Below are 23,640 nucleotides of genomic sequence, written 5' to 3' on the forward strand. Positions count from 1 at the left end.
TATCCCCCTAAATATATTAATATTAATTGTTAGTTTTATTCGATATCGTTTACTTTAAATGACATTAATATTTTATCATTTTTACTGGTATCGGTTCCATATGAATTAAATAAAATTTATAATTTCACTGGAATAACCACTGATTCTTCAGTTTTTTCATTTTTTATTAATTGTCTTACTTCAGTCATTGCACGTTTACCAGCTTCAAAATAATTAAATTGAATCGTACGAATTGAAGGTGAAACAATTTGTGTCATCGGGTCCCCACCAAATCCATGAATGATAGTAGGTTTACAATTTCTTTCAGAATTAAAGCTATATTTATGAATTGCTAATGCAATCGCATCTGTAGCACCAACAAGTACGTCAACTTTATCTATTTGAGATAAGTATTGTTGTACATCTACTAAAGCATTTTCATATTTGAATGACGTTTCAAAAATACTTGGTTTGATTTGATACTTTGCCAATCCATCTAACAACCCATTTTTACGTTGAACACCTACAGCGATATCATTTTCAGTGACACTAAAGAAGTGGACATGATCAGGTTGTCTTTGGCCAATCCAATTTCCTACAGATAAACCAGCTTGATAATCGTCATGAGTAATACTATGTAAGCCTGGATAATTTTGTCCCACTATAATGATAGGTACATCAGCTTTATCAATAACTTCTAAATGACTCTCCGTAATATCAGTTGCCATTAATATGATTGCATCTACTTTACTGCGTGATAATGTTTCTATAGCATCTATTTCCGCTTCAATCTGTAACCCAGTATAGTTCAATAATAATTGATAATGGTGTTGATTACATTGCGAAACGATACCTTTAATGGTTTCATCTACAGCATATGAATTCATTCTTGGAATAATAGCTCCAATTAAATGTGTCTGTGTCGCTCTCAAACTTTGTGCAAACTGATTTGGTTGATAATCGTGCTCATTAATGATTTTACTTAGTTTTAACCGTGTTTTCTTACTAACAGATCCATCATTTAAATATCTTGAAACAGTACTTTTAGATACGCCTGCTAACTTCGCTATATCTGATATATTTTTCATATAAATTACTCACCTATCATATTTTGGAAAACTTAGTTCTATTTTATCACATATGTAATCGCTTTAAATACCTATTTATTCTATTAATTTAAATATGATAAGTGAGTTCCCATCAATATCTTACTAACCAAATAGAAAGTGTTTTTTACTTCTACTTAATATTAAGATAATCCTTTTCTAATTTTTAATATGTCTGTTAAATTTATTTAATTCTCCATAAAAATAAGCATTTTCTCCATGTACTAATTGATCTAAACCTGTTCGATCTTCAGTAGGTGTCGTCGCTAATGGTGTGAATATTCTGATTATTTTAGCTATTAAAAACGTCATGATGCCACTAAAGGCAATCACTGTTATTACGGATAATATTTGTATACCTAAAATTTTAAAGTCTCCACTATAAATAAATCCATTTTGTATTGAATCATTCACTTGATGTGATTGAAATATGATTGTACAAATAGCACCCAAAATACCCCCTATACCATGAATTCCAAAGGCATCTAATGCATCATTATATTTGAGTTTGACTTTAATATAATTAATTACAATATAGCAAATAATGCCACCTATTATCGCAATAAACATACTACTTAAATAGCTAACATAGCCTGCTGCTGGTGTTATTGTAACTAAACCAGATAGACTTCCAGATAATAATCCTAATAAACTTGTTGTTTTTTTCAATTTATATTCAATTAGTAACCAGCCAAATGCACCTGCGCTTGCTGCTATAACTGTATTAACAAATGCAACAGCAGCAATTTTATCATATGTAAAAGCACTACCCACATTAAATCCATACCAACCAATCCAGACTAAAATCCCGCCTATTAATGTAATGAGTAAATTATGAGGTGTTGGCTTTTCTTGTTTCTTTCCAATGCCAATCATTATTCCTAATACTAAACCTGATACGCCTGAGGTAATATGTACAACAGTCCCTCCTGCAAAATCTAAAGCACCTAATTGACTAATCCAGCCTTTTCCCCAAACCCAATGAGCTACTGGACTATATACTAAAATCACCCATATAAATACAAATATAAGATATGGAATAAATTTCATTTTTTCAGCTACTGAACCTGATAATATAGATACAGAAATGGTACAAAACATCATTTGAAATAACATAAACAATGATAAAGGTATATGTGCATCAATTGAATTTGAAATTTCGAATCCAACATGATTTAGTCCCAAGTATTCTAAACCACCAATCCAATCATTGCCTTTACTAAAACTTAAGCTGAACCCTATTATTGCCCATGCAAAAGTAACAATAATAATAGCTGACATACTTTGCATTACTGTTTTTAATACATTTTTAGATTGTACTAAACCACCGTAAAATAAACTTAATCCCGGTGTCATTAACCAAACTAATAAAGTACATAAAAATAAAAACATTGTATCATTTAAATTCATATGATCACTCCTTTGAAAATATATTACTAATACTTTCAAAGAAATAGCAAAAATCGGTCATATTTCCTTTCATAGCATGTTAGAAAATATGACCTATAAAATTAAATTCCAATATAAAATAGAAAAAAGGAACAAGCATCTTTCATTGGATACTCGTTCCTTTTGAAATCTATTTAATTAAGCTTTTTGAACTGTAATCGTCCATGAAGCATCGCCTAGCTGTTCATAATTAGTTACAGGGTAACCATTTTCAGCAGCCCAATTTGGAATTGCTTCTGTTGCTTGAGTACAATCAAAATCAATTTTCAATTCATCACCTGAATCTAATTCAGTCATTTTCTTTTGTGCTTCTATTAATGGGAAAGGACACACCATTCCTACTGTACCTAATTCATATACCATGTTATTTCCTCCTTAAGTTGTTTGTGTATGCTGTTGTAATGTCGTTTTAGGCTGTTTAGTTGTAGATTTTTGTAATTGTTTCATAGGTTTAACAAAAATAAAATAACTCATAAACCAAACACCTATAATCATAGAGCCAAGTGCTATCCAACCTTGCCAACTCATTGTTGCTGTTTCAACTAGACCATTACCAATTGAACATCCACCAGCGACAGACGCACCAAAGCCCATAAACGCACCACCTAAGGCACTATTTCTAATTGTTTTTTTATCTGGTAAACGCCATTTAAATTCTTTAGAACCTTTTGCGGCAATATAAGATCCTAAGAATATACCAATAACCAGCAATACTCCCCAATCTACGAATTTTGTATTACCACTTATTAGAAAGTTTACGATATTTGAAGATGGTGTAGTAATACCTAAGCCATGATTTCTACCTGTTGAACTACTCATTGGCCATGCTAATAAAGCGATTAATCCTACTGCGATTGCAGCTGCAAATGGGTGATATCTTTTTTCAAATAGATAATGTCTTAAGCCTGTATATTTTTGTTTTAATTTTGGTACTGCAACTTTAGGTTTTCTAAGCGTTTTAGTAACAAAATAAATTGTAATGATAGCCAATATTACAATTAAAATCCAATGTGGAATGTGTAATGTTTCGGACATACTCGCATTTACATTTGTAGGCTTATTAATGAAATTTAATACTGGTGAAAGAATACCTGTTTTAGTAATTGCACTTGTTAATGCATATAAAATAAGTGCTATCCAGCTACCAATTAAACCTTCTCCTGCACGATAATATGTTCCTGTAGCACATCCTCCGGCTAATACAATTCCAATTCCAAATACAAAGGAACCTATTACTGTACCAATTACTGGAAAAGTATGGGATGGCACAGTAAGTAATCCTAAACTAGTTAATATGAGTAAACCAATACTTTGTACTGAGATTGCAATGAGTAAAGCGTAAAACATTTTATTACTCTTTTGTACATACATATCTCTAAATCCACCGGCTAAACAAAATCGGGTTCTTTGCATAACGAAACCTAACAAAAGTCCAACAATTAAACCACTAATTATCATCCAAATCATTTTATCACTCTTTTCCGATAAGTTTACTAGGTATTATATCCAATTAAGTATTCTTTTTCAAGATTATAATTTAATATTTCATTATTAAATTAATTCTTTTTGTTCAAAGCTCATAAAAAAACACACCCTATCTATTGATAAGATGTGAACTAGCTATTATGATTGCAGATCATCTATTTGTTGAACAAGCTCTTTTAATTCATTAGCTTTCAAATGACTAAATTTAAACCATTCATTTCTATAATATATAAGTAATTTATAACCTAATAAGCCTTTTCTGACTTCATAACGAATCATTTGCTTTACATTAATTTCTAAATTGAGTGGATTATGATTTGTATAATATGATTTAAATACTATCGTTTGCTTTGACAAAACTAACTTACCAGGTATGTATATTAATGAAGGTAGATGTGCTTTATAAGTACATCCCACTTCTAATATTGGTTTATTAGTCATTTCACAGCCTCCTAAATCATATTTTTATTAATCATAATTTCTCATAAAGAATAACAATGATTGTAATTCAATACCTAAATCAATATGATGCACTTGTACATCTTTAGGGGTGTTAACTCTTGCTGGCGTGAAATTCATGATTCCTTTAACACCAGATTCAACAAGTTCATCTACTACAGTTTGTGCTACATGTTCAGGTGTAGTTAAAATAACTACATCAATATCCAAGCTTTTTAGTGTTTCCTTAATAGTTCTGCTATCTTTAATTACTACTTTTCCTACTTGTTCGCCTATAACATTTTTATCTACATCAAATGCTTCAGTAATAGACATTTCATCATGTATAGAAAAGTTATACGTTAATAGCGCTCGACCTAAATTACCTACGCCGACTATAGCAATTTTAATATCATTACTTCCGTTAATTTCCTTTTTGAAGAATTCAATTAAACTATCAATATTATAACCGTATCCTTTTTTACCTAATTCTCCAAAATATGAAAAATCCCTACGAATCGTAGCTGAATCTATTTGTAATGCTTCACTAATCGTTTTAGAATTAACACGATCGATTCCTTTACTTTTTAAATTACTTACAAATCTATAATATAATGGTAAACGTTTTAAAGTTGCTCGAGGAATTTTAACGTTACTTGCCATTTTATAAGTCTCCCTTCGACGCTATAACTGGTACAATTATTATTAAATCAACGCAAATATGTTTGCGATAATAAAATTTCAAATAATTGTTTACAATGAATACTTGCTAATTATACATTAATAAAATTTAAAAATAAATATCCTAGTTTCAAGACATGACTTAATACTGTAAAATAAAGAATAATATGATTAACAAATTTTTAAACATATCAAACTATATTAATAGTTTATAATGATATCGCTAATATAGAAAGGTGAAGTCGAATGATACTTTTACAACTTAATGACATATCTAAATCGTTCGATGGTGAAGATATCTTTACTAACGTTGATTTTGAAGTTAAAACTGGTGAACGCATAGGTGTAGTTGGCCGAAACGGTGCTGGTAAGTCAACGCTTATGAAAATTATAGCAGGTACTGAAGATTATGATAGTGGTCATATTTCAAAAATTAAAAATCTTAAAATCGGCTATTTAACTCAACAAATGACATTAGACTCAAATGCCACTGTTTATGAAGAGATGTCGAAACCATTTGAACATATTAAAAATATTGAATCCCTTATTAAAGAAGAAACTGATTGGTTAGCTAAGCATGCTGGAGATTACGATACACCAGACTATCAATTACATATGGAAAAATATGAATCTCTATCTAATCAATTTGAACAACTTGAAGGCTATCAATATGATAGTAAAATTAAAACAGTCCTTCACGGGTTGAATTTTAATGAAGAAGATTTTGATAAGCCTATTAATGATTTTAGTGGTGGTCAAAAAACAAGATTATCACTTGCACAAATGTTACTTAATGAACCTGATTTGCTATTACTAGATGAACCTACTAACCACCTTGATTTAGAAACAACAAAATGGTTAGAAGATTATTTAAGATACTTTAAAGGTGCAATTGTCATAATCAGTCATGACAGATATTTCTTAGATAAAATCATTACTCAAGTTTATGATGTAGCCCTAGGTGAAGTAAAACGTTATATAGGTAACTATGAACAATTTATACAACAAAGAGATAAATATTATGAAAAACGTATGCAAGAATATGAAAAACAACAAGAAGAAATCAAACGACTTGAAACGTTTGTTGAAAAAAATATTACACGTGCATCTACAAGTGGAATGGCAAAAAGTCGTCGTAAAACATTAGAAAAAATGCAACGCATCGACAAACCTATGATTGATGCTAGAAGCGCTAATATTCAATTTGGTTTTGATAGAAATACTGGTAATGATGTTATGCATATTAAACAATTAGAAATTGGTTATGACCAAACGCCTATTACCCAACCTATCACAATGGAGGTTTCAAAAGGAGACCATATTGCCATTATTGGACCTAATGGTGTTGGTAAAACGACTTTAATTAAAACAATTGCCAATCGTCAATCCAAATTGGCAGGTGACATCACATATGGTGCTAATTTAAATATGGGTTACTATGATCAAAAACAAGCTGAGTTTAAATCAAATAAAACTATTTTAGATTATGTTTGGGATCAATATCCAAATATGAATGAAAAAGATATTCGTGCCGTATTAGGTAGATTCTTATTCGTTCAAGATGATGTCAAAAAAATTATAAATGATTTATCAGGTGGCGAAAAAGCAAGACTTCAACTTGCTTTATTAATGTTACAACGTGATAATGTTTTAATTTTAGATGAGCCTACCAACCACTTAGATATAGATTCAAAAGAAATGTTAGAACAAGCGCTAGAGCATTTTGAAGGGACTATCATCTTTGTTTCTCATGACAGATATTTCATTAATCAACTAGCTAATAAAGTATTTGATTTAGATCATGATGGTGGCAAAATGTATCTAGGTAACTATCAATACTATATTGATAAAACAGAAGAAGCTGCCGCTTTAAAAGCCCAAGAGGATAAAGAATCTCAGTCCGTTCATCAACAAAATAATAACCAAACAATGACAAATTCATACGATGATCAAAAACAACGTCGTCGAGAACAACGCAAAATTGAACGGGAAATTGAGCAACGAGAGCAGATAATTGAAAGTTGTGAAACTAAAATTGAGTCTATTGATAATGAATTGATGCAACCTGAAGTATATAGTAATCCTGTTAAAGCAAATGAACTAGCTGAACTAAAATCTAATACCGAACAAGAATTAGAACAAGCTATGATTGAATGGGAAGAATTACAAGAAAAATTATAAATATCCTTTTTACTTTCTGACATTAAAATGTAGATTTCTACATTTTAGTGTCTTTTTTCTGATTTTTAATTTAATATTTATTAACATTAAAAGTCCCCTTATTCATAGCTATCCACAGAGTTATCCTAGTTATCCACAAGTAATATGTTACTCATTTTTTAAGTTATTCAGAAAAAATTAGCTAATATCCACAGTAAATAACACTACTTATCCACAAGTTGTGCACTATTTGTTGATAAGTACGCATGTTCCCTATTGACATTAAATTAATATAATCATTACATACTTCATTGTTTCTTAAATAATGATATGAAATAATTACGTTAATAATACATAAAGGAGCTTTTTTATGGATGATGTCCGTTTATTTCTATTATTTGTGTTAGGTATTGTTTTATTAACTACAATAGTGAGTATTATTTCTGCGATTTTTAATAAAAAACAACTCGTTACAAAAATTAATCAATTATGGCCAAATCGTCAAAAATTAGAAAAGTTTATTCGACCTAATGCCAGATATGATTATCAATATCAAACATATCGTTCTAATTATGATGAAAATTCGCTTATAGATAATAAAACTTGGTCAGATTTAAATATGGATGCATTATTTCAATCTATGAATTTTAACTTTACAGCCATTGGTGAAATGAGATTATATGCTACTTTACGTGGTATGTTTAAAGCAAATAATAAAGAATTAAAACGTTATTTTAAGCATAATCGTTCATTTAGAAATCAAGTTGCTTTCCATTTAGCACAAATTGGTAAAAGTGTGTATCCTCACTTTCCCGATCAATTAAAACCAATTAAGGGCAACATCTTATTTATGTTTGCACCATTATTACCAATTATCGCTTTAGTCTATACGTTTATTAATACATCTAATGGAATTATGGTACTCATATTAACTTGTGTTTTTAATATTATTTTATCTGTGAGTTTAAAAAAGACTTATGAGCAAGATTTGAAAACTATTTTTTATACTGCAAATATTTTAAGTCAAAGTAAGAAATTAACTGAAATTGAAGGAACACCAGATTTAAATGTAAACTTTAATCATTTTAAAAGTGCTCGCTATTTAAGTGGCTTATTAGTAAAAATAGAAGGTGGCGATTTTGCATCTGCCTTTATTTTATTAATTAAAACTGTTTTCATGCTAGATTATACAATCTTTCACATTATACAAAATAGTTATTATAAATATTTAGAAGAAGTATTAAATTGTTATGATTATATTGGTCAGTTAGATAATCACTATGCTATTTCTTTATATCAAGAAACTTTAGATGAATATTGCGAACCTGAAATAATACAATCACAAGATACACAACATTATTTATGTGATTTTGAAGATTTAACGCATCCATTAATTACAGATGCTGTACCGAATGATTTATCTATTAATCAAAATATTTTATTAACTGGTTCGAATGCTTCTGGTAAATCTACCTTTATGAAAGCAGTGGCACTTAATTTAATTTTAGCCCAATCAATAGAGACTGCTACAGCCTCTCAATTTAAATATGTACCTGGCTTAGTATTCACATCGATGGCTAATGCAGATGATGTTCTATCTGGAGATAGTTATTTTATGGCTGAACTTAAATCCATTAGACGTTTATTTAATATTTCAACTGATAAACAAATATATTGTTTTATAGATGAAATATTTAAAGGCACAAACACAACAGAAAGAATTGCCGCTTCTGAATCGGTATTAACCTATTTAAATAATATACCGAACTATTATGTTCTAGCGGCAACACATGATATTGAACTATCATCATTATTAAGTCCAAGTTTCATTAATTATCACTTTAATGAGTCTATTAAGAATGATTCTATTGATTTCGATTTTAAAATTAAACCAGGTAAGGCGAATACTAGAAATGCAATAGAGTTATTGAGACTGACTCAATTTCCTAACGATATATATAAGCGTGCTAAACAACAAGTTGAGAATCAATAAAATAAGTCAGTAGTTTGAGAATTATTTTTCTCTCACTACTGACTTTTGTTTTATAAAGTAGATTCTATTGTAAAATCTTCTATATCAATATTATTTTGGCCATTCATAGCCATATCACCACGTTTACCAGCTAAATATAAATAGTGACCTGCAGCACCAATCATTGCTGCATTATCAGTACATAATTTTGGTGCTGGTATTGTTAATTGAATATTATTTTGTTCACACTGACTGGCTATACTTTCTCTCAAGCCACGATTACTGGCTACGCCACCAGCAACAATTAGTCGATCAACATTATAAGCTTTACATGCATGAATAGCTTTAGTAGTTATTACTTCTACAACACTATTTTGAAAACTTGTTGCTACATTTTCTGGAATTATATCTTGTCCCTTTTGACGTTGGTTATGCAATTGATTAATGACTGCACTTTTCAATCCACTAAAACTAAAATCATAGCTATCTTTTTCTAACCATACTCTAGGAAATTGATAAGTGTCTTGGCCTTTAGCTGCTAATTGATCAACTTGAGGTCCACCAGGATAAGGTAAATCAATTGTGCGAGCTACTTTATCATATGCTTCACCTACTGCATCATCTCTTGTTTCACCTATTACTTTAAAATTTAAATGATCTTTCATATAAACTAATTCTGTATGGCCACCTGAAACAATTAAGGCTATGAGTGGAAATGTGAGCGGTGTTTCTAAATGATTAGCATATATATGTCCAGCAATATGGTGAACAGGTATTAATGGGATATCATATGCAAACGCTAAAGCTTTTGCAGCATTAATGCCAATAAGTAATGCTCCAATAAGACCTGGTCCTTGAGTTACAGCTATAGCATCGATATCTTTCATAGATACATTAGCCGTTTGTAAAGATTCATCAATCGTTGTTGTAATCCCTTCAACATGATGTCTACTTGCAATTTCAGGCACAACTCCACCGAAACGTTTATGACTCTCTATTTGACTTAAAACCGTATTCGATAATATCTCTGTTCCATTTTTTATAATACTTACACTTGTCTCATCACAACTTGTCTCTATTGCTAATATCAAAGTTTGATTATTATTCACTTAAATTCACCCACATCACTAATGCATCCTGCCCTTCTCCATAATAATTTTTTCGTTTACCACCATATTGAAATCCTAGATTTTGATAAACATGTTGCGCTACTATATTATCTATTCTTACTTCTAAACTCATCATTTCACATTTGTGACTTGCATAATTCATAACATATTTTAATAGAAGTTGCCCTAAACCATAACCTCTAAATTTTTCAGTAATTGCAATAGTAGTAATTTGTGCTTGATCAATCACTATCCATAACCCTAAATATCCTATGATAGTATTATCAAATTCTATGACAAAATAATTTGCAAACTCATTCTTTTCAATTTCATGATAAAATGCATCAATTGTCCATGAACTATCGTTAAAACTATTTCTTTCTATGTCAAACACCGACGGAACGTCATCTATACTCATTTTTCTTATATTTAACTGTTCTTTTGTTGGTTTATCCAATTTCTCTCTGCCTCAGTTATTTTATGATATTTTGGAACAAAACTATGAATATCAGCAGGTTGACTAATAAGTTCACTCATCACAGATGCTTGTGGTAACTGATCTATACATTCCCCTTCTAATAAATGAGATAACTTAGAAGTATCTTGTCCTATAAATAGATATTTTTGATTAAATTCATGTAATTTTGATTTTAAATCTTCAATAGAAATGTATTGATCTTCTAAAATAGTTTCTAATGTTCCATCGCTTTGTCTTTGGTAAATACCCGTATATACTGCCTCACGTCTTGCATCAAATATTGGTACTAAAAGTCGATAATCTTCTTTTATACAAGCTGCTAGTGATTTTAATGAAGATACACCGTACAATTTACAATTTAATGCGTAAGCAAGTGTTTTTGCAGTAGTCACACCAATTCTTAAACCAGTATATGATCCTGGTCCTTCTGCAACAACAATTCCATCTAAATCATGTTTTGAAATACCACTTTGTTCAAACAAACGTTGGATTTCAGGCATGAGCTGCACTGAATGATTTACTTTGGAATTATTATTAATTTCAGCAATTGTTTCATTATTGTTTGTAATGGCAACTGATAAAGGTTGATTGGAAGTGTCTATCAACAATAATTTCATTGTTCAAGTGCCTCCTTCATAGCAATATAATGATTCCCTTCAGCTTCAAGTGTAATTTGACGTTGGCTTTCATCTATAACTTTTATATTAATAACTAAAGCTTCTTTTGGTAATAAATCTTTGATAAATTGACTCCACTCAATCACTGTAAGAGCCTCATTTTCAAAATATTCATCAAATCCTAAATCTTCTTCTGAATCTTCCAATCGATAGCAATCCATATGATGCAACTTTAAGTTTGTACCTTTATAAGATTTAATAATATTAAAAGTTGGTGAATTAATCGTACGTGTAACACCCATAGCTAGACCAATAAATTGTGTAAGTGTCGTTTTTCCAGCACCTAAATCTCCATTCAATAAAATTAAGTCGTTTGGTTCAATTAACTCAACTAACTGGTTAGCAAATTGTTTCATTTCATCTTTGTCTTTAATATTAATCATAGGCCATTCTCCTATTAATGTTTTTCATTTTCCAAGAATTTTATTAACTTATTTAGTGTAACAAATTTTGACTCTAATTTCTTCGTTAATATGATTAACAATTTTTTAAAATGAATTGTAAGAAAATTCTAAAATATTATTGACACGCTTTTCTCTATGTAGTAAATTAAGTTTATAAATTTTAAAACAATTCAAACTATTCAGAATAAATTACCATTCAGTGAAGGGAGTATAATAAAATGACTAATCACACATATCAATATTCAACGACAACTTCAAACAATATTATTTTATTATACTCTCAAGGGCTGGAACTTTAGTAATTAATCCTTTTACTAAATGTTTAAGTCCTATTTGTAATTGAATGGGACTTATGAACGTCCCAAAAAATTTTGGGGCGTTTTTTATTTTTCTAAAATAATACACGGGGGAATTAATTATGCGAAGCGACATGATCAAAAAAGGAGATCACCAAGCTCCAGCAAGAAGTCTTTTACACGCAACGGGCGCACTTCAAAATCCAACTGATATGAACAAACCATTCGTTGCTATTTGTAATTCATATATCGATATCGTTCCAGGCCACGTACATTTAAGAGAACTAGCAGACATTGCTAAAGAAGCTATTAGAGAAGCAGGCGCTATTCCTTTTGAATTTAATACTATTGGCGTAGATGATGGTATTGCTATGGGACACATTGGAATGAGGTATTCTCTTCCTTCTAGAGAAATCATTGCTGATGCAGCAGAAACAGTCATCAATGCTCATTGGTTTGACGGCGTTTTCTATATTCCAAACTGTGACAAAATCACACCTGGTATGCTACTAGCAGCAGTTAGAACAAATGTACCAGCTATCTTCTGTTCAGGTGGTCCAATGAAAGCCGGTTTATCTGCCCAAGGTAAAGCATTAACTTTATCATCAATGTTTGAAGCTGTTGGTGCTTTCAAAGAAGGTTCTATTTCTAAAGAAGAATTTCTAGATATGGAACAAAATGCCTGCCCTACTTGCGGTTCATGCGCTGGAATGTTTACAGCCAATTCAATGAACTGTTTAATGGAAGTCCTTGGGTTAGCTTTACCATATAATGGCACTGCCCTAGCAGTTAGTGATCAGCGTAGAGAAATGATTCGTGAAGCTGCATTTAGATTAGTAGAAAATATTAAAAACGACATCAAGCCAAGAGATATCGTAACTAAAGAAGCTATTGATGATGCTTTCGCATTAGATATGGCAATGGGTGGTTCAACTAATACAGTACTTCATACACTTGCAATTGCTAATGAAGCTGGAATTGAATACGATTTAGAACGAATTAATGAAGTAGCAAAGCAAACACCTTATTTATCTAAAATTGCTCCAAGTTCATCATACTCTATGCATGACGTTCATGAAGCTGGTGGAGTTCCAGCAATTATCAATGAACTAATGAAGAAAGAAGGCACTTTACACCCAGATAGAATTACAGTAACCGGAAAAACATTAAGAGAAAATAATGACGGTAAAGAAATTAAAAATTTTGATGTTATACACTCACTAGAAAAACCTTATGACAAAGAAGGCGGTTTATCTATCTTATTCGGTAATTTAGCTCCAAAAGGTGCAGTTATCAAAGTTGGAGGGGTAGACCCATCTATTAAAACATTTACTGGAAAAGCAATTTGTTTCAATTCACATGATGAAGCTGTTGAAGCAATTGATAACCATACTGTTCGCGAAGGTCATGTTGTAGTTATCAGATACGAAGGGCCTAAAGGTGGTCCTGGAATGCCAGAAATGTTAGCTCCAACTTCTTCAATTGTTGGGAGAGGTTTAGGTAAAGACGTTGCATTAATTACCGATGGAAGATTTTCAGGTGCAACAAGAGGTATTGCTGTAGGACATATTTCTCCAGAAGCAGCTTCAGGTGGGCCAATTGGATTAATCAGAGACGGAGACGAAATCACAATTGATTTAACTAACCGAACTTTAAACGTTGATCAACCTGAAGAAGAATTATACCGCCGTAGAGAACAACTAGAACCATTTAAAGCAAAGGTTAAAACAGGATATCTTGCACGTTATACTTCATTAGTAACTAGTGCTAATACGGGTGGAATCATGCAAGTACCCGAAAACCTTATCTAAAATTAGGAGTTGATTTTCATGACTAAATTAAGTGACATGCCAGAACACAATACTTCAGAATCAAACCAACCTATCGACACTATGAAAGTGGCAGAATCTAGTAAACCTGAATACTTGAAAAACCAAACACTAAATGAAATGAGACCAGGATCTGAATTGTTAGTTGAAGCGTTACAAAATGAAGATGTAGAATTTATTTTTGGATATCCTGGTGGTGCAGTACTACCTTTATATGACACATTTTACGATGGTAAAATTAAACATATTTTAGCAAGGCACGAACAAGGTGCAACACATGCTGCCGAAGGATATGCACGCGTTTCAGGTAAAACAGGTGTCGTCGTCGTTACTAGTGGTCCTGGAGCAACCAATGCTATAACAGGAATCACGGATGCTCATAGTGATTCTTTACCTTTAGTTGTATTTACGGGACAAGTCGCTACACCTGGTATCGGTAAAGACGCATTCCAAGAAGCTGATTTATTATCAATGACTACCCCTATTACTAAACAAAACTATCAAGTAAAAAAAGTAGAAGACATTCCTAGAATTGTTCATGAGGCTTTTCATGTCGCAAATACTGGTAGAAAAGGACCAGTAGTCATTGATTTTCCAAAAGATATGGGTATTTTGTCGACTAATGTAGAATTATCTGAAACTGTTGATTTACCTGGATATCAAGTCAACACAGTAGCTGATTCAAATGATATTGAAACATTAGTATCTTATTTAAATAGCTCTAAAAAGCCTCTAGTCTTAGCTGGAGCTGGAATTAATCATTCAAAATCTAATGAACTATTAACAAATTTTGTAACTCAACATAAAATCCCTACTGTCACAACATTATTAGGTTTAGGTGCAGTACCATACGATCATCCCCTATTTTTAGGTATGGGAGGTATGCATGGTTCATATGCAAGTAATATGGCATTAACAGAGTGTGATTTATTAATTAATTTAGGTAGTCGTTTCGACGATAGACTTGCCAGTAAACCTGATGCATTTGCACCAAATGCAAAAATCGTTCATGTAGATATTGATCCTTCTGAATTAAATAAAGTGATAGATACAGATTTAGGTATCGTTGCAGATTGTAAAAATGTATTAGAACAATTAGAAAACGCTAATGTTCAAGTACCAAATCATGATGACTGGTTGCAAACTTGTGAAACTAACAAATCAAGTTACCCTTTCAAATATGAAAAAGATAACAATGACTCATTTTGCAAACCTCAAGAAGCTATCGAATATATTGGACATATTACGAATGGCGACGCAATTGTGACTACTGACGTAGGTCAACATCAAATGTGGGCAGCTCAATTTTATCCATTCAAAAGTCACAGTCAATGGGTTACTAGTGGTGGTCTAGGTACAATGGGATTCGGTATTCCATCTGCAATTGGCGCCCAACTAGCCAGACCTGATAAAACTGTTGTTTGTTTCGTTGGTGATGGTGGTTTCCAAATGACTAATCAAGAGATGGCTTTACTGCCTGAATACGGCTTAAATATTAAAATAGTCTTAATTAATAATGGTACGTTAGGTATGGTTAAACAGTGGCAAGATAAATTCTTTAATCAACGTTTTTCCCATTCCGTATTTAATGATCAACCTGATTTTATGAAACTATCCGAAGCATATGGAGTTAAAGGATTCTTAATTGATAAACCTAATCAACTTAAAGAAACACTCGATGAAGCTTTCAACTATAATGGTCCGGCACTTATCGAAGTGCGTATCTCTCCTATCGAGCCAGTAAATCCAATGATTCCAAGTGGTAAAGCAAATCACGAAATGGAGGGATACTAATGAGAAGACATTTAAAGTTAGAAGTAATGAATCAAGTAAGTACATTAAATAGAATTACAAGTGCATTTGTTAGATTACAGTATAATATCGAAGAATTACACGTTAAAAAACGTAATGATGACCCTAACGTTTCAGATATGGAACTCATTGTTAATATTGATGACGATGAGTTATTAAATATTTTAATAAATAAGCTTAAACAACAAATTAATGTTTTAAGTGTAGAGCAACATTCAGCATAAATTATGATTAACCTTTGATGCGCTAGTGTTCATTAAAAACAGTATCTTAAACGAGCTGCTATCATCACTAGTTAATCGCCTTAAAATTTCGGAATATTTCAAATTTTTAAATTATTTTGGAGGAATTTATTATGACTAAAGTATATTATGACGAAACAGTAAAAACAGACGCACTAGCAGGTAAAAAAATTGCAGTAATTGGTTATGGCTCACAAGGTCATGCACATGCACAAAACTTAAAAGACAATGGATATGATGTTGTTATTGGTATCCGCCCTGGACGTTCTTTTGATAAAGCTAAAGAGAACGGCTTTGAAGTATTACCTGTTGATGAAGCAACTAAACAAGCAGATGTGGTTATGGTACTCATCCCTGATGAAATTCAAGGTGATGTTTATAAAAATGAAATTTCACCAAATTTAGAATCTGGAAATGCCCTAGCTTTCGCACATGGTTTCAATATTCATTTTGGTGTTATTCAACCACCCGAAGATGTTGATGTATTCTTAGTAGCACCAAAAGGCCCTGGTCATTTAGTAAGACGTACATTTGAAGAAGGTAGCGCTGTCCCTTCCTTATTTGGAGTACAACAGGATGCAACTGGCCATGCTAGAGATATCGCATTAAGTTATGCAAAAGGTATCGGATCTACACGTGCTGGAGTTATTGAAACTACATTTAAAGAAGAAACTGAAACTGATTTATTTGGTGAGCAAGCTGTACTTTGTGGCGGTGTTCATAAATTAATTCAAAGTGGTTTTGAAACACTAGTGGAAGCTGGATATCAACCTGAACTTGCATATTTTGAAGTATTACATGAAATGAAATTGATTGTTGATTTGATGTATGAAGGCGGAATGGACAATGTTCGTTATTCAATTTCAAATACAGCCGAATACGGTGATTATGTATCTGGTCCACGTGTGATTACGCCAGATGTTAAAGAAAATATGAAAGCCGTATTAACAGATATTCAAAACGGTAAATTTGCTAACAGTTTCGTTGAAGATAATAAAAATGGTTTCAAAGAATTTTATAGAATGCGTGAAGAACAAGCTGGTCATCCAATTGAAAAAGTTGGCCGTGATCTACGTGATATGATGCCATTTATTAAATCGAAACGAATTGAAAAGTAATGGATTAAGGAGTGGATTAAAATGAGTAGCCATATTCAAATATTTGATACAACGCTTAGAGATGGTGAACAAACACCGGGAGTCAATTTTACTTTTGACGAACGTTTAAAGATAGCGAAACAACTTGAAAATTGGGGAGTCGACGTTATTGAAGCCGGCTTTCCCGCTTCAAGTACAGGAAGTTTCAAATCGGTAGAAGCGATATCTAAAGCTTTAACAAAAACAGCAGTATGTGGCTTAGCTAGATGTAAGAAATCAGATATTGACGCAGTTTATGAAGCAACAAAGTTAGCTACTAAACCTCGTGTCCATGTTTTTATTGCTACATCTCCTATTCACTTAGAATATAAATTAAAAATGACACAAGAAGAAGTTTTAGCATCAATAAAAGAACATGTTTCATATGCTAAAAAATATTTTGAAGTTGTTCAATTTTCACCTGAAGATGCAACGAGAACTGATATTTCATTTTTAATAAAAAGCGTACAAACTGCTGTAGATGCTGGTGCAACTATCATCAATATCCCTGATACTGTTGGTTTTAGTTACCCTTCTGAATATGGACAAATTTTTAAAACATTAACTGAATCCGTTCAATCTGATAAAGAAATCATTTATAGCGCTCATTGTCATGATGATTTAGGTATGGCTGTCGCAAATAGTCTTGCTGCAATCGAAGGTGGTGCAAGACGCATTGAAGGTACAGTAAATGGTATAGGAGAACGAGCTGGTAATGCGGCACTTGAGGAAGTTGCTTTAGCTTTATATGTTCGTAAAGATCATTATGGTTTAGAATCACAAATTAATTTACAACAAACTAAAAATACTTCTGATTTGATTTCACGATATGCTGGTATTCGTGTTCCAAGAAATAAAGCCATAGTTGGCCAAAATGCCTTTAGTCATGAATCTGGTATTCATCAAGATGGTGTTCTAAAACATCGCGAAACTTATGAAATTATGACGCCACAATTAGTAGGTGTCAGTACAACTGAATTACCACTGGGCAAATTATCAGGAAAGCATGCCTTTGCTGAAAAACTAAAAGCATTAGGTTATGACATTACTTCTGAAGATCAAGTCAATTTGTTTAAGCAATTTAAAGCAATTGCTGATAAGAAAAAAGCTGTATCTGACCGTGATATTCATGCTTTAATTCAAGGTTCAGAACATGAACAAAGTGCCATTTTCCAACTTGAAACTTTACAACTTCAGTTTGTATCAAATGGTCTTCAAAGTGCAGTAGTTGTTATTAAAGATAAAGACAATAATATTTATCAAGATTCAAGCATTGGTACTGGCTCCATTGTCGCTATTTATAATGCTGTTGATAGAATATTTAAACGTGAAACAGAATTGATTGATTATCGAATAGACTCTGTCACTGAAGGTACTGATGCACAAGCTGAAGTTCATGTTAACCTTATCATCGAAAATAAAGAAGTTAGTGGTATAGGCATTGACCATGATATTTTAAAAGCTTCTTGCAAAGCTTATGTTGAAGCCCATGCAAAATATGTTGCTGAAACAAAAGAGAAAGAAGGTATCCAATCATGACCTATAACATTGTTGCTTTACCTGGAGACGGCATAGGACCAGAAATACTAAATGGAAATCTAGGTATCTTAGAGAAAATTAGTCAGAAATATCAATTTGATTATCATATAGATACACATCATTTTGGAGGAGCAGCTATAGATAACTATGGCACTCCCCTAACTGATGAGACGTTAAAAGCTTGTCAAAATGCTGATGCAATATTATTGGGAGCTATTGGTGGTCCGAAATGGAGTAATCCAAATTTACGGCCTGAACAAGGATTATTAAAACTTAGAAAATCACTTAATTTATATGCTAATATTCGCCCCACTATTGTTACAAATGGAACAAGTCACCTCTCTCCACTTAAACAAGATCGAGTTGAGGGCACAGACTTAGTTATTGTACGAGAACTCACTGGCGGACTGTATTTTGGAGAACCAAGAGAACTCTCAGAACATCATGCTTTAGATTCTTTAACTTATACCCGTGATGAAATCGAACAAATTGTAAGAGTTGCATTTGAGTTAGCACAACAACGTCATAAGAAATTAACATCTGTAGATAAAGAAAATGTGCTTTCTTCTAGTAAACTTTGGAGAAAAACTGTTGATGAAGTTAAGAAAGATTATCCTGACGTAGAAGTAGAACATTTACTTGTTGATGCATGTAGTATGCATTTGATTACGCGACCAACACAATTCGACGTTATCGTAACTGAAAACTTATTCGGCGATATTTTAAGTGACGAAGCTTCAGTTATTCCTGGTTCGCTAGGATTATCTCCATCAGCAAGTTTTGGTAAAGATGGAACTAGACTTTACGAACCTATTCATGGATCAGCACCTGATATAGCAGGAAAAGATATTGCTAATCCATTTGGAATGTTACTATCTTTAGCTATGTGCTTAAGGGAAAGTTTTAATGAAGTTGCAGTAGCTAATGAGTTAGAACATAAAATTTATCAATTTATTAGAGAAGGAAAATGTACGTCAGATTTAGGAGGAACATATCGTACTTCCGAAATCATTAAACTACTAAAAGAAGATTACACTTAAGGGAGGCGTCATCTTATGGGACAAACACTATTTGATAAAGTATGGGATAAACATGTCTTACATGGAAATGTAGGTGACCCTCAATTATTATATATAGATTTACATCTTATACATGAAGTTACTTCGCCTCAAGCTTTTGAAGGATTAAGATTACAAAAAAGAAAACTACGTCGTCCAGATTTAACATTTGCTACTTTAGATCATAATGTACCTACTATTGATATTTTTAATATCAAAGATGAAATTGCAAACAAACAAATAACTACCCTCCAAAAAAACGCAGAAGATTTCGGTGTTCATATATTTGATATGGGGTCAGATGAACAAGGAATCGTACATATGGTCGGCCCTGAAACTGGTCTAACTCAACCAGGTAAGACGATTGTTTGTGGTGATTCTCATACAGCCACACATGGTGCTTTTGGAGCAATTGCATTTGGTATTGGAACAAGTGAAGTTGAACACGTTTTTGCTACTCAAACGTTATGGCAAACAAAACCCAAAAATTTAAAAATTGATATTTCAGGAAAGTTACCTAATGGAGTATATGCAAAAGACATTATCCTCTATCTTATTAATCAATATGGTGTAGATTTTGGTACTGGATATGCTCTAGAATTCACCGGTGAAACAATCAAAAGTTTATCAATGGAAGCTAGAATGACTATTTGTAATATGGCTATTGAAGCAGGTGCAAAATATGGGATGATGCAACCAGATGATATTACATTTGAATATGTAAGAGGACGTCAATTCGCTAAAAATATAGATGAAATGATACCACAATGGAAACAACTTTATTCTGACGAAGATGCCTATTTCGACAAAATTATTAATATTGATATTACAAATCTTGAACCGCAAGTCACTTGGGGTACCAACCCAGAAATGGGTGTTAGCTTTAGTACGCCATTCCCTGCTATTAAAGATTCTAATGATGAACGCGCATATCAATACATGGGGCTAAAGCCAGGTCAAAAAGCCGAAGATATTGAATTAGGATATGTCTTTTTAGGGTCATGTACAAATGCTAGAATATCAGATTTAATTGAAGCTAGTCATATTGTAAAAGGAAAACAAGTACATCCAAATATCACTTCTATTGTCGTACCTGGTTCACGTACTGTAAAAAAAGAAGCTGAATCGATGGGTCTAGATAAAATTTTTAAAGATGCAGGATTTGAATGGCGTGAACCTGGATGTTCAATGTGTTTAGGAATGAATCCAGACCAAGTTCCAGAAGGTGTTCATTGCGCATCTACAAGTAATAGAAATTTTGAAGGACGACAAGGTAAAGGTGCCAGAACACACCTAGTTTCTCCTGCAATGGCTGCAGCAGCAGCAATTAACGGAAAATTTGTAGATGTTAGAAAGGTGGTTATATAAATGGATATAAAACCAATTACCACTTATACAGGTAAAATCGTGCCATTGTTCTATGACAATATCGATACTGATCAAATCATTCCAAAAGCTCATTTAAAACGTATATCTAAAACAGGTTTTGGTCCTTTTGCATTTGATGAATGGCATTATTTACCAGATGGAACTGATAATCCAGAATTTAATCCAAATAAGCCAGAATATAAAGGCGCAAGTATTCTTATAACTGGAGATAATTTTGGTTGTGGTTCCAGTAGAGAACACGCTGCTTGGGCATTAAAAGATTATGGATTCAGTATTATTATTGCAGGAAGCTATAGTGATATTTTTTACATGAATTGTACAAAAAATGCTATGTTACCTATTAAATTAGATAAAACTTCTCGAGAGCATTTAGCAAGCTTTAAAGAAATTACAGTTGACTTACCAAATCAAACAGTTTCATCGCCGGAGAAAACTTTCCATTTTGATATAGATGAAACTTGGAAAAATAAACTCATTCATGGATTAGATGATATAGATATAACATTACAGTATGAAGATTTAATTGAAAAATATGAAAAAGCACATTAGGGTGGGACTATTATGACATTAAAAACAACAGTTTCAACAAAAGATATCGATAAAGCTTTTTTACGTCTTAAAGATACAGTAAAAGAGACTCCTTTACAATTAGATCATTATTTATCTCAAAAATATGATTGTAAAGTATATTTGAAAAGAGAAGACTTACAATGGGTACGTTCATTCAAACTAAGAGGTGCCTATAATGCTATCTCCGTATTATCTGAAGAAATTCAAAATAAGGGTATTACATGTGCTAGTGCAGGCAATCATGCTCAAGGTGTTGCTTACACTGCAAAAAAGTTAGATTTAAATGCTGTCATTTTTATGCCAGTAACTACTCCCCTACAAAAAATTAATCAAGTTCAGTTTTTTGGAAACGGAAATGTAGAAATAAAATTAACTGGTGATACCTTTGATGATTGTCTAGCTGAAGCATTAGATTATACTAAACAACATGATATGACATTTATCGATCCATTTAACAATGTTTATACAATTGCTGGTCAAGGTACCCTAGCTAAAGAAATTATACATCAATCTCAAGATGAAAATATTGAGTTTGATTATTTATTCGCAGCTATAGGAGGTGGAGGACTAATCTCAGGTATTAGTACTTATTTCCATGATTATTCTCCTAAGACCAATATTATTGGCGTAGAACCTGTTGGGGCTAGTAGTATGTATGAATCTGTTGTCGTTAATAATAAAGTAGTTACATTGAAAGAAATTGATAAATTTGTAGATGGTGCATCAGTAGCTAGAGTTGGTGACTTAACATTTGAAATAGCTAAATCTAAAGTACATGACTATGTTCAAGTAGATGAAGGCGCTGTATGTTCAACAATACTTGATATGTACTCTAAGCAAGCTATTATAGCAGAACCCGCGGGTGCATTAAGTGTTGCTGCTTTAGAAAACTATCGTCAACAAATTAAAGGAAAAACTGTAGTTTGTATAGTTAGTGGTGGTAACAATGATATCAATCGTATGAAAGAAATTGAAGAACGATCACTTTTATATGAAGAAATGAAACATTATTTTATCCTTAATTTCCCTCAAAGACCAGGAGCTCTAAGAGAATTTGTTAATGATGTGCTCGGCCCTCAAGATGACATTACCAAATTTGAGTATTTAAAAAAATCATCTCAAAATACTGGTACAGTTATTATTGGTATTCAACTTAAGGATCACGCAGATTTACAACATTTAAAAGAAAAAGTAAGTATATTTGATCCTTCAAATATATATATTAATGAAAACAAAATGCTATACTCTTTATTAATTTAACTAGTGTAAAAACTAATCGGAGTTAAGTGGAATAATTTCCATGTAACTCCGATTTTATTTTATTTAAAATTTAGTCTTTATTCTTTATGAAAAATGGTTAATAAAATTTTATTAGAACTATTTAAACTGCTGAGCTAAACTTGATTTGAGTCAATCATTCGCATTTTTCTTCTTTTTCGTCTCTCTCTTACTCACTTAGCTTGACTAAGATCGTAGCGTTCCTTTACCCCAACTTGCATTGCTTGTTGAATTTTCTACCAAAATTCTCTTTGTTGGAGCCCCGCTCTTCATTGATGATTTAAAGCACTTCACTTTTTATGTATTAAAAAAAGAGACCTTACGGTCTCAATGCGGCTCATCGCATCCTATTATTTGCCTAGCATATATAGTTGTACTTAATAGCTAAAGCTATTAAGTACAACAATGCGATTATAAATCGCTGTTTTGCTTTAGAACGTTAGTCTGCTACCATCGGCGCTAAGGAGCTTTCTCAACTCGAGATAAACGCTCGCATTCTTCTTCTTTTTCGTCTCTCTCTTACTCACTTAGCTCGACTAAGCTCGTAGCGTTC

General features: G+C 32.2%; 21 protein-coding genes. 11 read left to right on the forward strand and 10 right to left on the reverse strand.

Translation table 11 applies throughout. From position 1 onward, the window contains the following. Positions 1 to 116 precede the first annotated feature (116 nt). From N524_RS0106905 to N524_RS0106930, 6 genes are all read right to left on the reverse strand, one after another. Entirely contained in the window at positions 117 to 1,067 is a 951-nt protein-coding gene (locus N524_RS0106905; RefSeq protein ID WP_029056068.1) for a LacI family DNA-binding transcriptional regulator, read from the reverse strand. Between the two features lie 177 nt (positions 1,068 to 1,244). Continuing rightward, the gene (locus N524_RS0106910; protein ID WP_029056069.1) at positions 1,245 to 2,495 is read right to left on the reverse strand and encodes an ammonium transporter; all 1,251 of its coding nucleotides are present in this window, start codon (positions 2,493 to 2,495) and stop codon (positions 1,245 to 1,247) included. A gap of 177 nt (positions 2,496 to 2,672) precedes the next feature. After that, positions 2,673 to 2,897 (reverse strand): sulfurtransferase TusA family protein, encoded by a 225-nt coding sequence (locus tag N524_RS0106915; RefSeq protein ID WP_002452012.1) that lies wholly within the window; start codon positions 2,895 to 2,897, stop codon positions 2,673 to 2,675. 12 nt (positions 2,898 to 2,909) lie between these two features. Then, positions 2,910 to 4,001 (reverse strand): YeeE/YedE family protein, encoded by a 1,092-nt coding sequence (locus tag N524_RS0106920; RefSeq protein ID WP_029056070.1) that lies wholly within the window; start codon positions 3,999 to 4,001, stop codon positions 2,910 to 2,912. 156 nt (positions 4,002 to 4,157) lie between these two features. Continuing rightward, positions 4,158 to 4,460, reverse strand: a complete 303-nt coding sequence (locus tag N524_RS0106925; protein WP_029056071.1) for a hypothetical protein — start codon at positions 4,458 to 4,460, stop codon at positions 4,158 to 4,160. Between the two features lie 27 nt (positions 4,461 to 4,487). Next, positions 4,488 to 5,120 carry a redox-sensing transcriptional repressor Rex gene (locus N524_RS0106930; RefSeq protein ID WP_017638106.1) on the reverse strand — a complete coding sequence of 211 codons (633 nt, stop codon included), beginning with the start codon at positions 5,118 to 5,120 and terminating at the stop codon, positions 4,488 to 4,490. A gap of 264 nt (positions 5,121 to 5,384) precedes the next feature. Between N524_RS0106930 and N524_RS0106935 the strand changes: the two genes are divergently transcribed. Both N524_RS0106935 and N524_RS0106940 read left to right on the forward strand, forming a co-directional pair. Then, positions 5,385 to 7,319, forward strand: a complete 1,935-nt coding sequence (locus N524_RS0106935; protein WP_029056072.1) for an ABC-F family ATP-binding cassette domain-containing protein — start codon at positions 5,385 to 5,387, stop codon at positions 7,317 to 7,319. Between the two features lie 349 nt (positions 7,320 to 7,668). Next, a complete protein-coding gene (locus N524_RS0106940) occupies positions 7,669 to 9,291 on the forward strand; it encodes a MutS-related protein (protein ID WP_029056073.1) in 1,623 nt (540 codons plus the stop codon). A 50-nt stretch (positions 9,292 to 9,341) separates the two neighbouring features. Here the strand turns inward: N524_RS0106940 and tsaD are convergent, their stop codons facing one another. Genes tsaD through tsaE form a run of 4 tightly spaced genes read right to left on the reverse strand, consistent with a single transcriptional unit; the run spans position 9,342 to position 11,917 of the window. Then, the gene (tsaD, locus tag N524_RS0106945; RefSeq protein WP_017638110.1) at positions 9,342 to 10,379 is read right to left on the reverse strand and encodes a tRNA (adenosine(37)-N6)-threonylcarbamoyltransferase complex transferase subunit TsaD; all 1,038 of its coding nucleotides are present in this window, start codon (positions 10,377 to 10,379) and stop codon (positions 9,342 to 9,344) included. Continuing rightward, a complete protein-coding gene (gene rimI, locus N524_RS0106950) occupies positions 10,372 to 10,836 on the reverse strand; it encodes a ribosomal protein S18-alanine N-acetyltransferase (protein WP_029056074.1) in 465 nt (154 codons plus the stop codon). Before rimI ends, tsaD begins: the two co-directional genes overlap by 8 nt. Beyond that, complete coding sequence (gene tsaB, locus N524_RS0106955) at positions 10,809 to 11,474, reverse strand: tRNA (adenosine(37)-N6)-threonylcarbamoyltransferase complex dimerization subunit type 1 TsaB (protein WP_029056075.1); 666 nt, start codon at positions 11,472 to 11,474, stop codon at positions 10,809 to 10,811. The genes rimI and tsaB overlap by 28 nt, the downstream gene beginning before the upstream one ends. Next, positions 11,471 to 11,917, reverse strand: a complete 447-nt coding sequence (tsaE, locus tag N524_RS0106960; RefSeq protein WP_029056076.1) for a tRNA (adenosine(37)-N6)-threonylcarbamoyltransferase complex ATPase subunit type 1 TsaE — start codon at positions 11,915 to 11,917, stop codon at positions 11,471 to 11,473. The genes tsaB and tsaE overlap by 4 nt, the downstream gene beginning before the upstream one ends. 439 nt (positions 11,918 to 12,356) lie before the next feature. Here tsaE and ilvD point away from each other — a divergent pair, with 439 nt between their 5' ends. From ilvD to ilvA, 9 genes are all read left to right on the forward strand, one after another. Beyond that, entirely contained in the window at positions 12,357 to 14,045 is a 1,689-nt protein-coding gene (gene ilvD / locus N524_RS0106965) for a dihydroxy-acid dehydratase (protein WP_017638114.1), read from the forward strand. A gap of 18 nt (positions 14,046 to 14,063) precedes the next feature. Continuing rightward, a complete protein-coding gene (gene ilvB / locus N524_RS0106970) occupies positions 14,064 to 15,857 on the forward strand; it encodes a biosynthetic-type acetolactate synthase large subunit (RefSeq protein WP_017638115.1) in 1,794 nt (597 codons plus the stop codon). Beyond that, a complete protein-coding gene (locus N524_RS0106975) occupies positions 15,857 to 16,099 on the forward strand; it encodes an ACT domain-containing protein (RefSeq protein ID WP_029056077.1) in 243 nt (80 codons plus the stop codon). The genes ilvB and N524_RS0106975 overlap by 1 nt, the downstream gene beginning before the upstream one ends. Positions 16,100 to 16,230: 131 nt before the next feature. After that, entirely contained in the window at positions 16,231 to 17,235 is a 1,005-nt protein-coding gene (gene ilvC / locus N524_RS0106980) for a ketol-acid reductoisomerase (protein WP_017638117.1), read from the forward strand. Between the two features lie 21 nt (positions 17,236 to 17,256). Beyond that, a complete protein-coding gene (locus tag N524_RS0106985) occupies positions 17,257 to 18,792 on the forward strand; it encodes a 2-isopropylmalate synthase (protein ID WP_029056078.1) in 1,536 nt (511 codons plus the stop codon). Beyond that, on the forward strand, positions 18,789 to 19,832 hold the full coding sequence (gene leuB / locus N524_RS0106990; protein ID WP_029056079.1) for a 3-isopropylmalate dehydrogenase: 1,044 nt from the start codon (positions 18,789 to 18,791) through the stop codon (positions 19,830 to 19,832). Before N524_RS0106985 ends, leuB begins: the two co-directional genes overlap by 4 nt. A 15-nt stretch (positions 19,833 to 19,847) precedes the next feature. After that, positions 19,848 to 21,218, forward strand: a complete 1,371-nt coding sequence (gene leuC, locus N524_RS0106995; RefSeq protein WP_029056080.1) for a 3-isopropylmalate dehydratase large subunit — start codon at positions 19,848 to 19,850, stop codon at positions 21,216 to 21,218. Further along, on the forward strand, positions 21,219 to 21,788 hold the full coding sequence (gene leuD / locus N524_RS0107000) for a 3-isopropylmalate dehydratase small subunit (RefSeq protein ID WP_029056081.1): 570 nt from the start codon (positions 21,219 to 21,221) through the stop codon (positions 21,786 to 21,788). Positions 21,789 to 21,800: 12 nt separating this feature from the next. After that, complete coding sequence (ilvA, locus tag N524_RS0107005; RefSeq protein ID WP_029056082.1) at positions 21,801 to 23,069, forward strand: threonine ammonia-lyase IlvA; 1,269 nt, start codon at positions 21,801 to 21,803, stop codon at positions 23,067 to 23,069. Positions 23,070 to 23,640: the final 571 nt, after the last annotated feature.

Origin of the sequence: Staphylococcus sp. URHA0057 (genome assembly GCF_000620265.1) — a bacterium.
Classification (GTDB): Bacteria; Bacillota; Bacilli; order Staphylococcales; family Staphylococcaceae; genus Staphylococcus; species Staphylococcus pasteuri.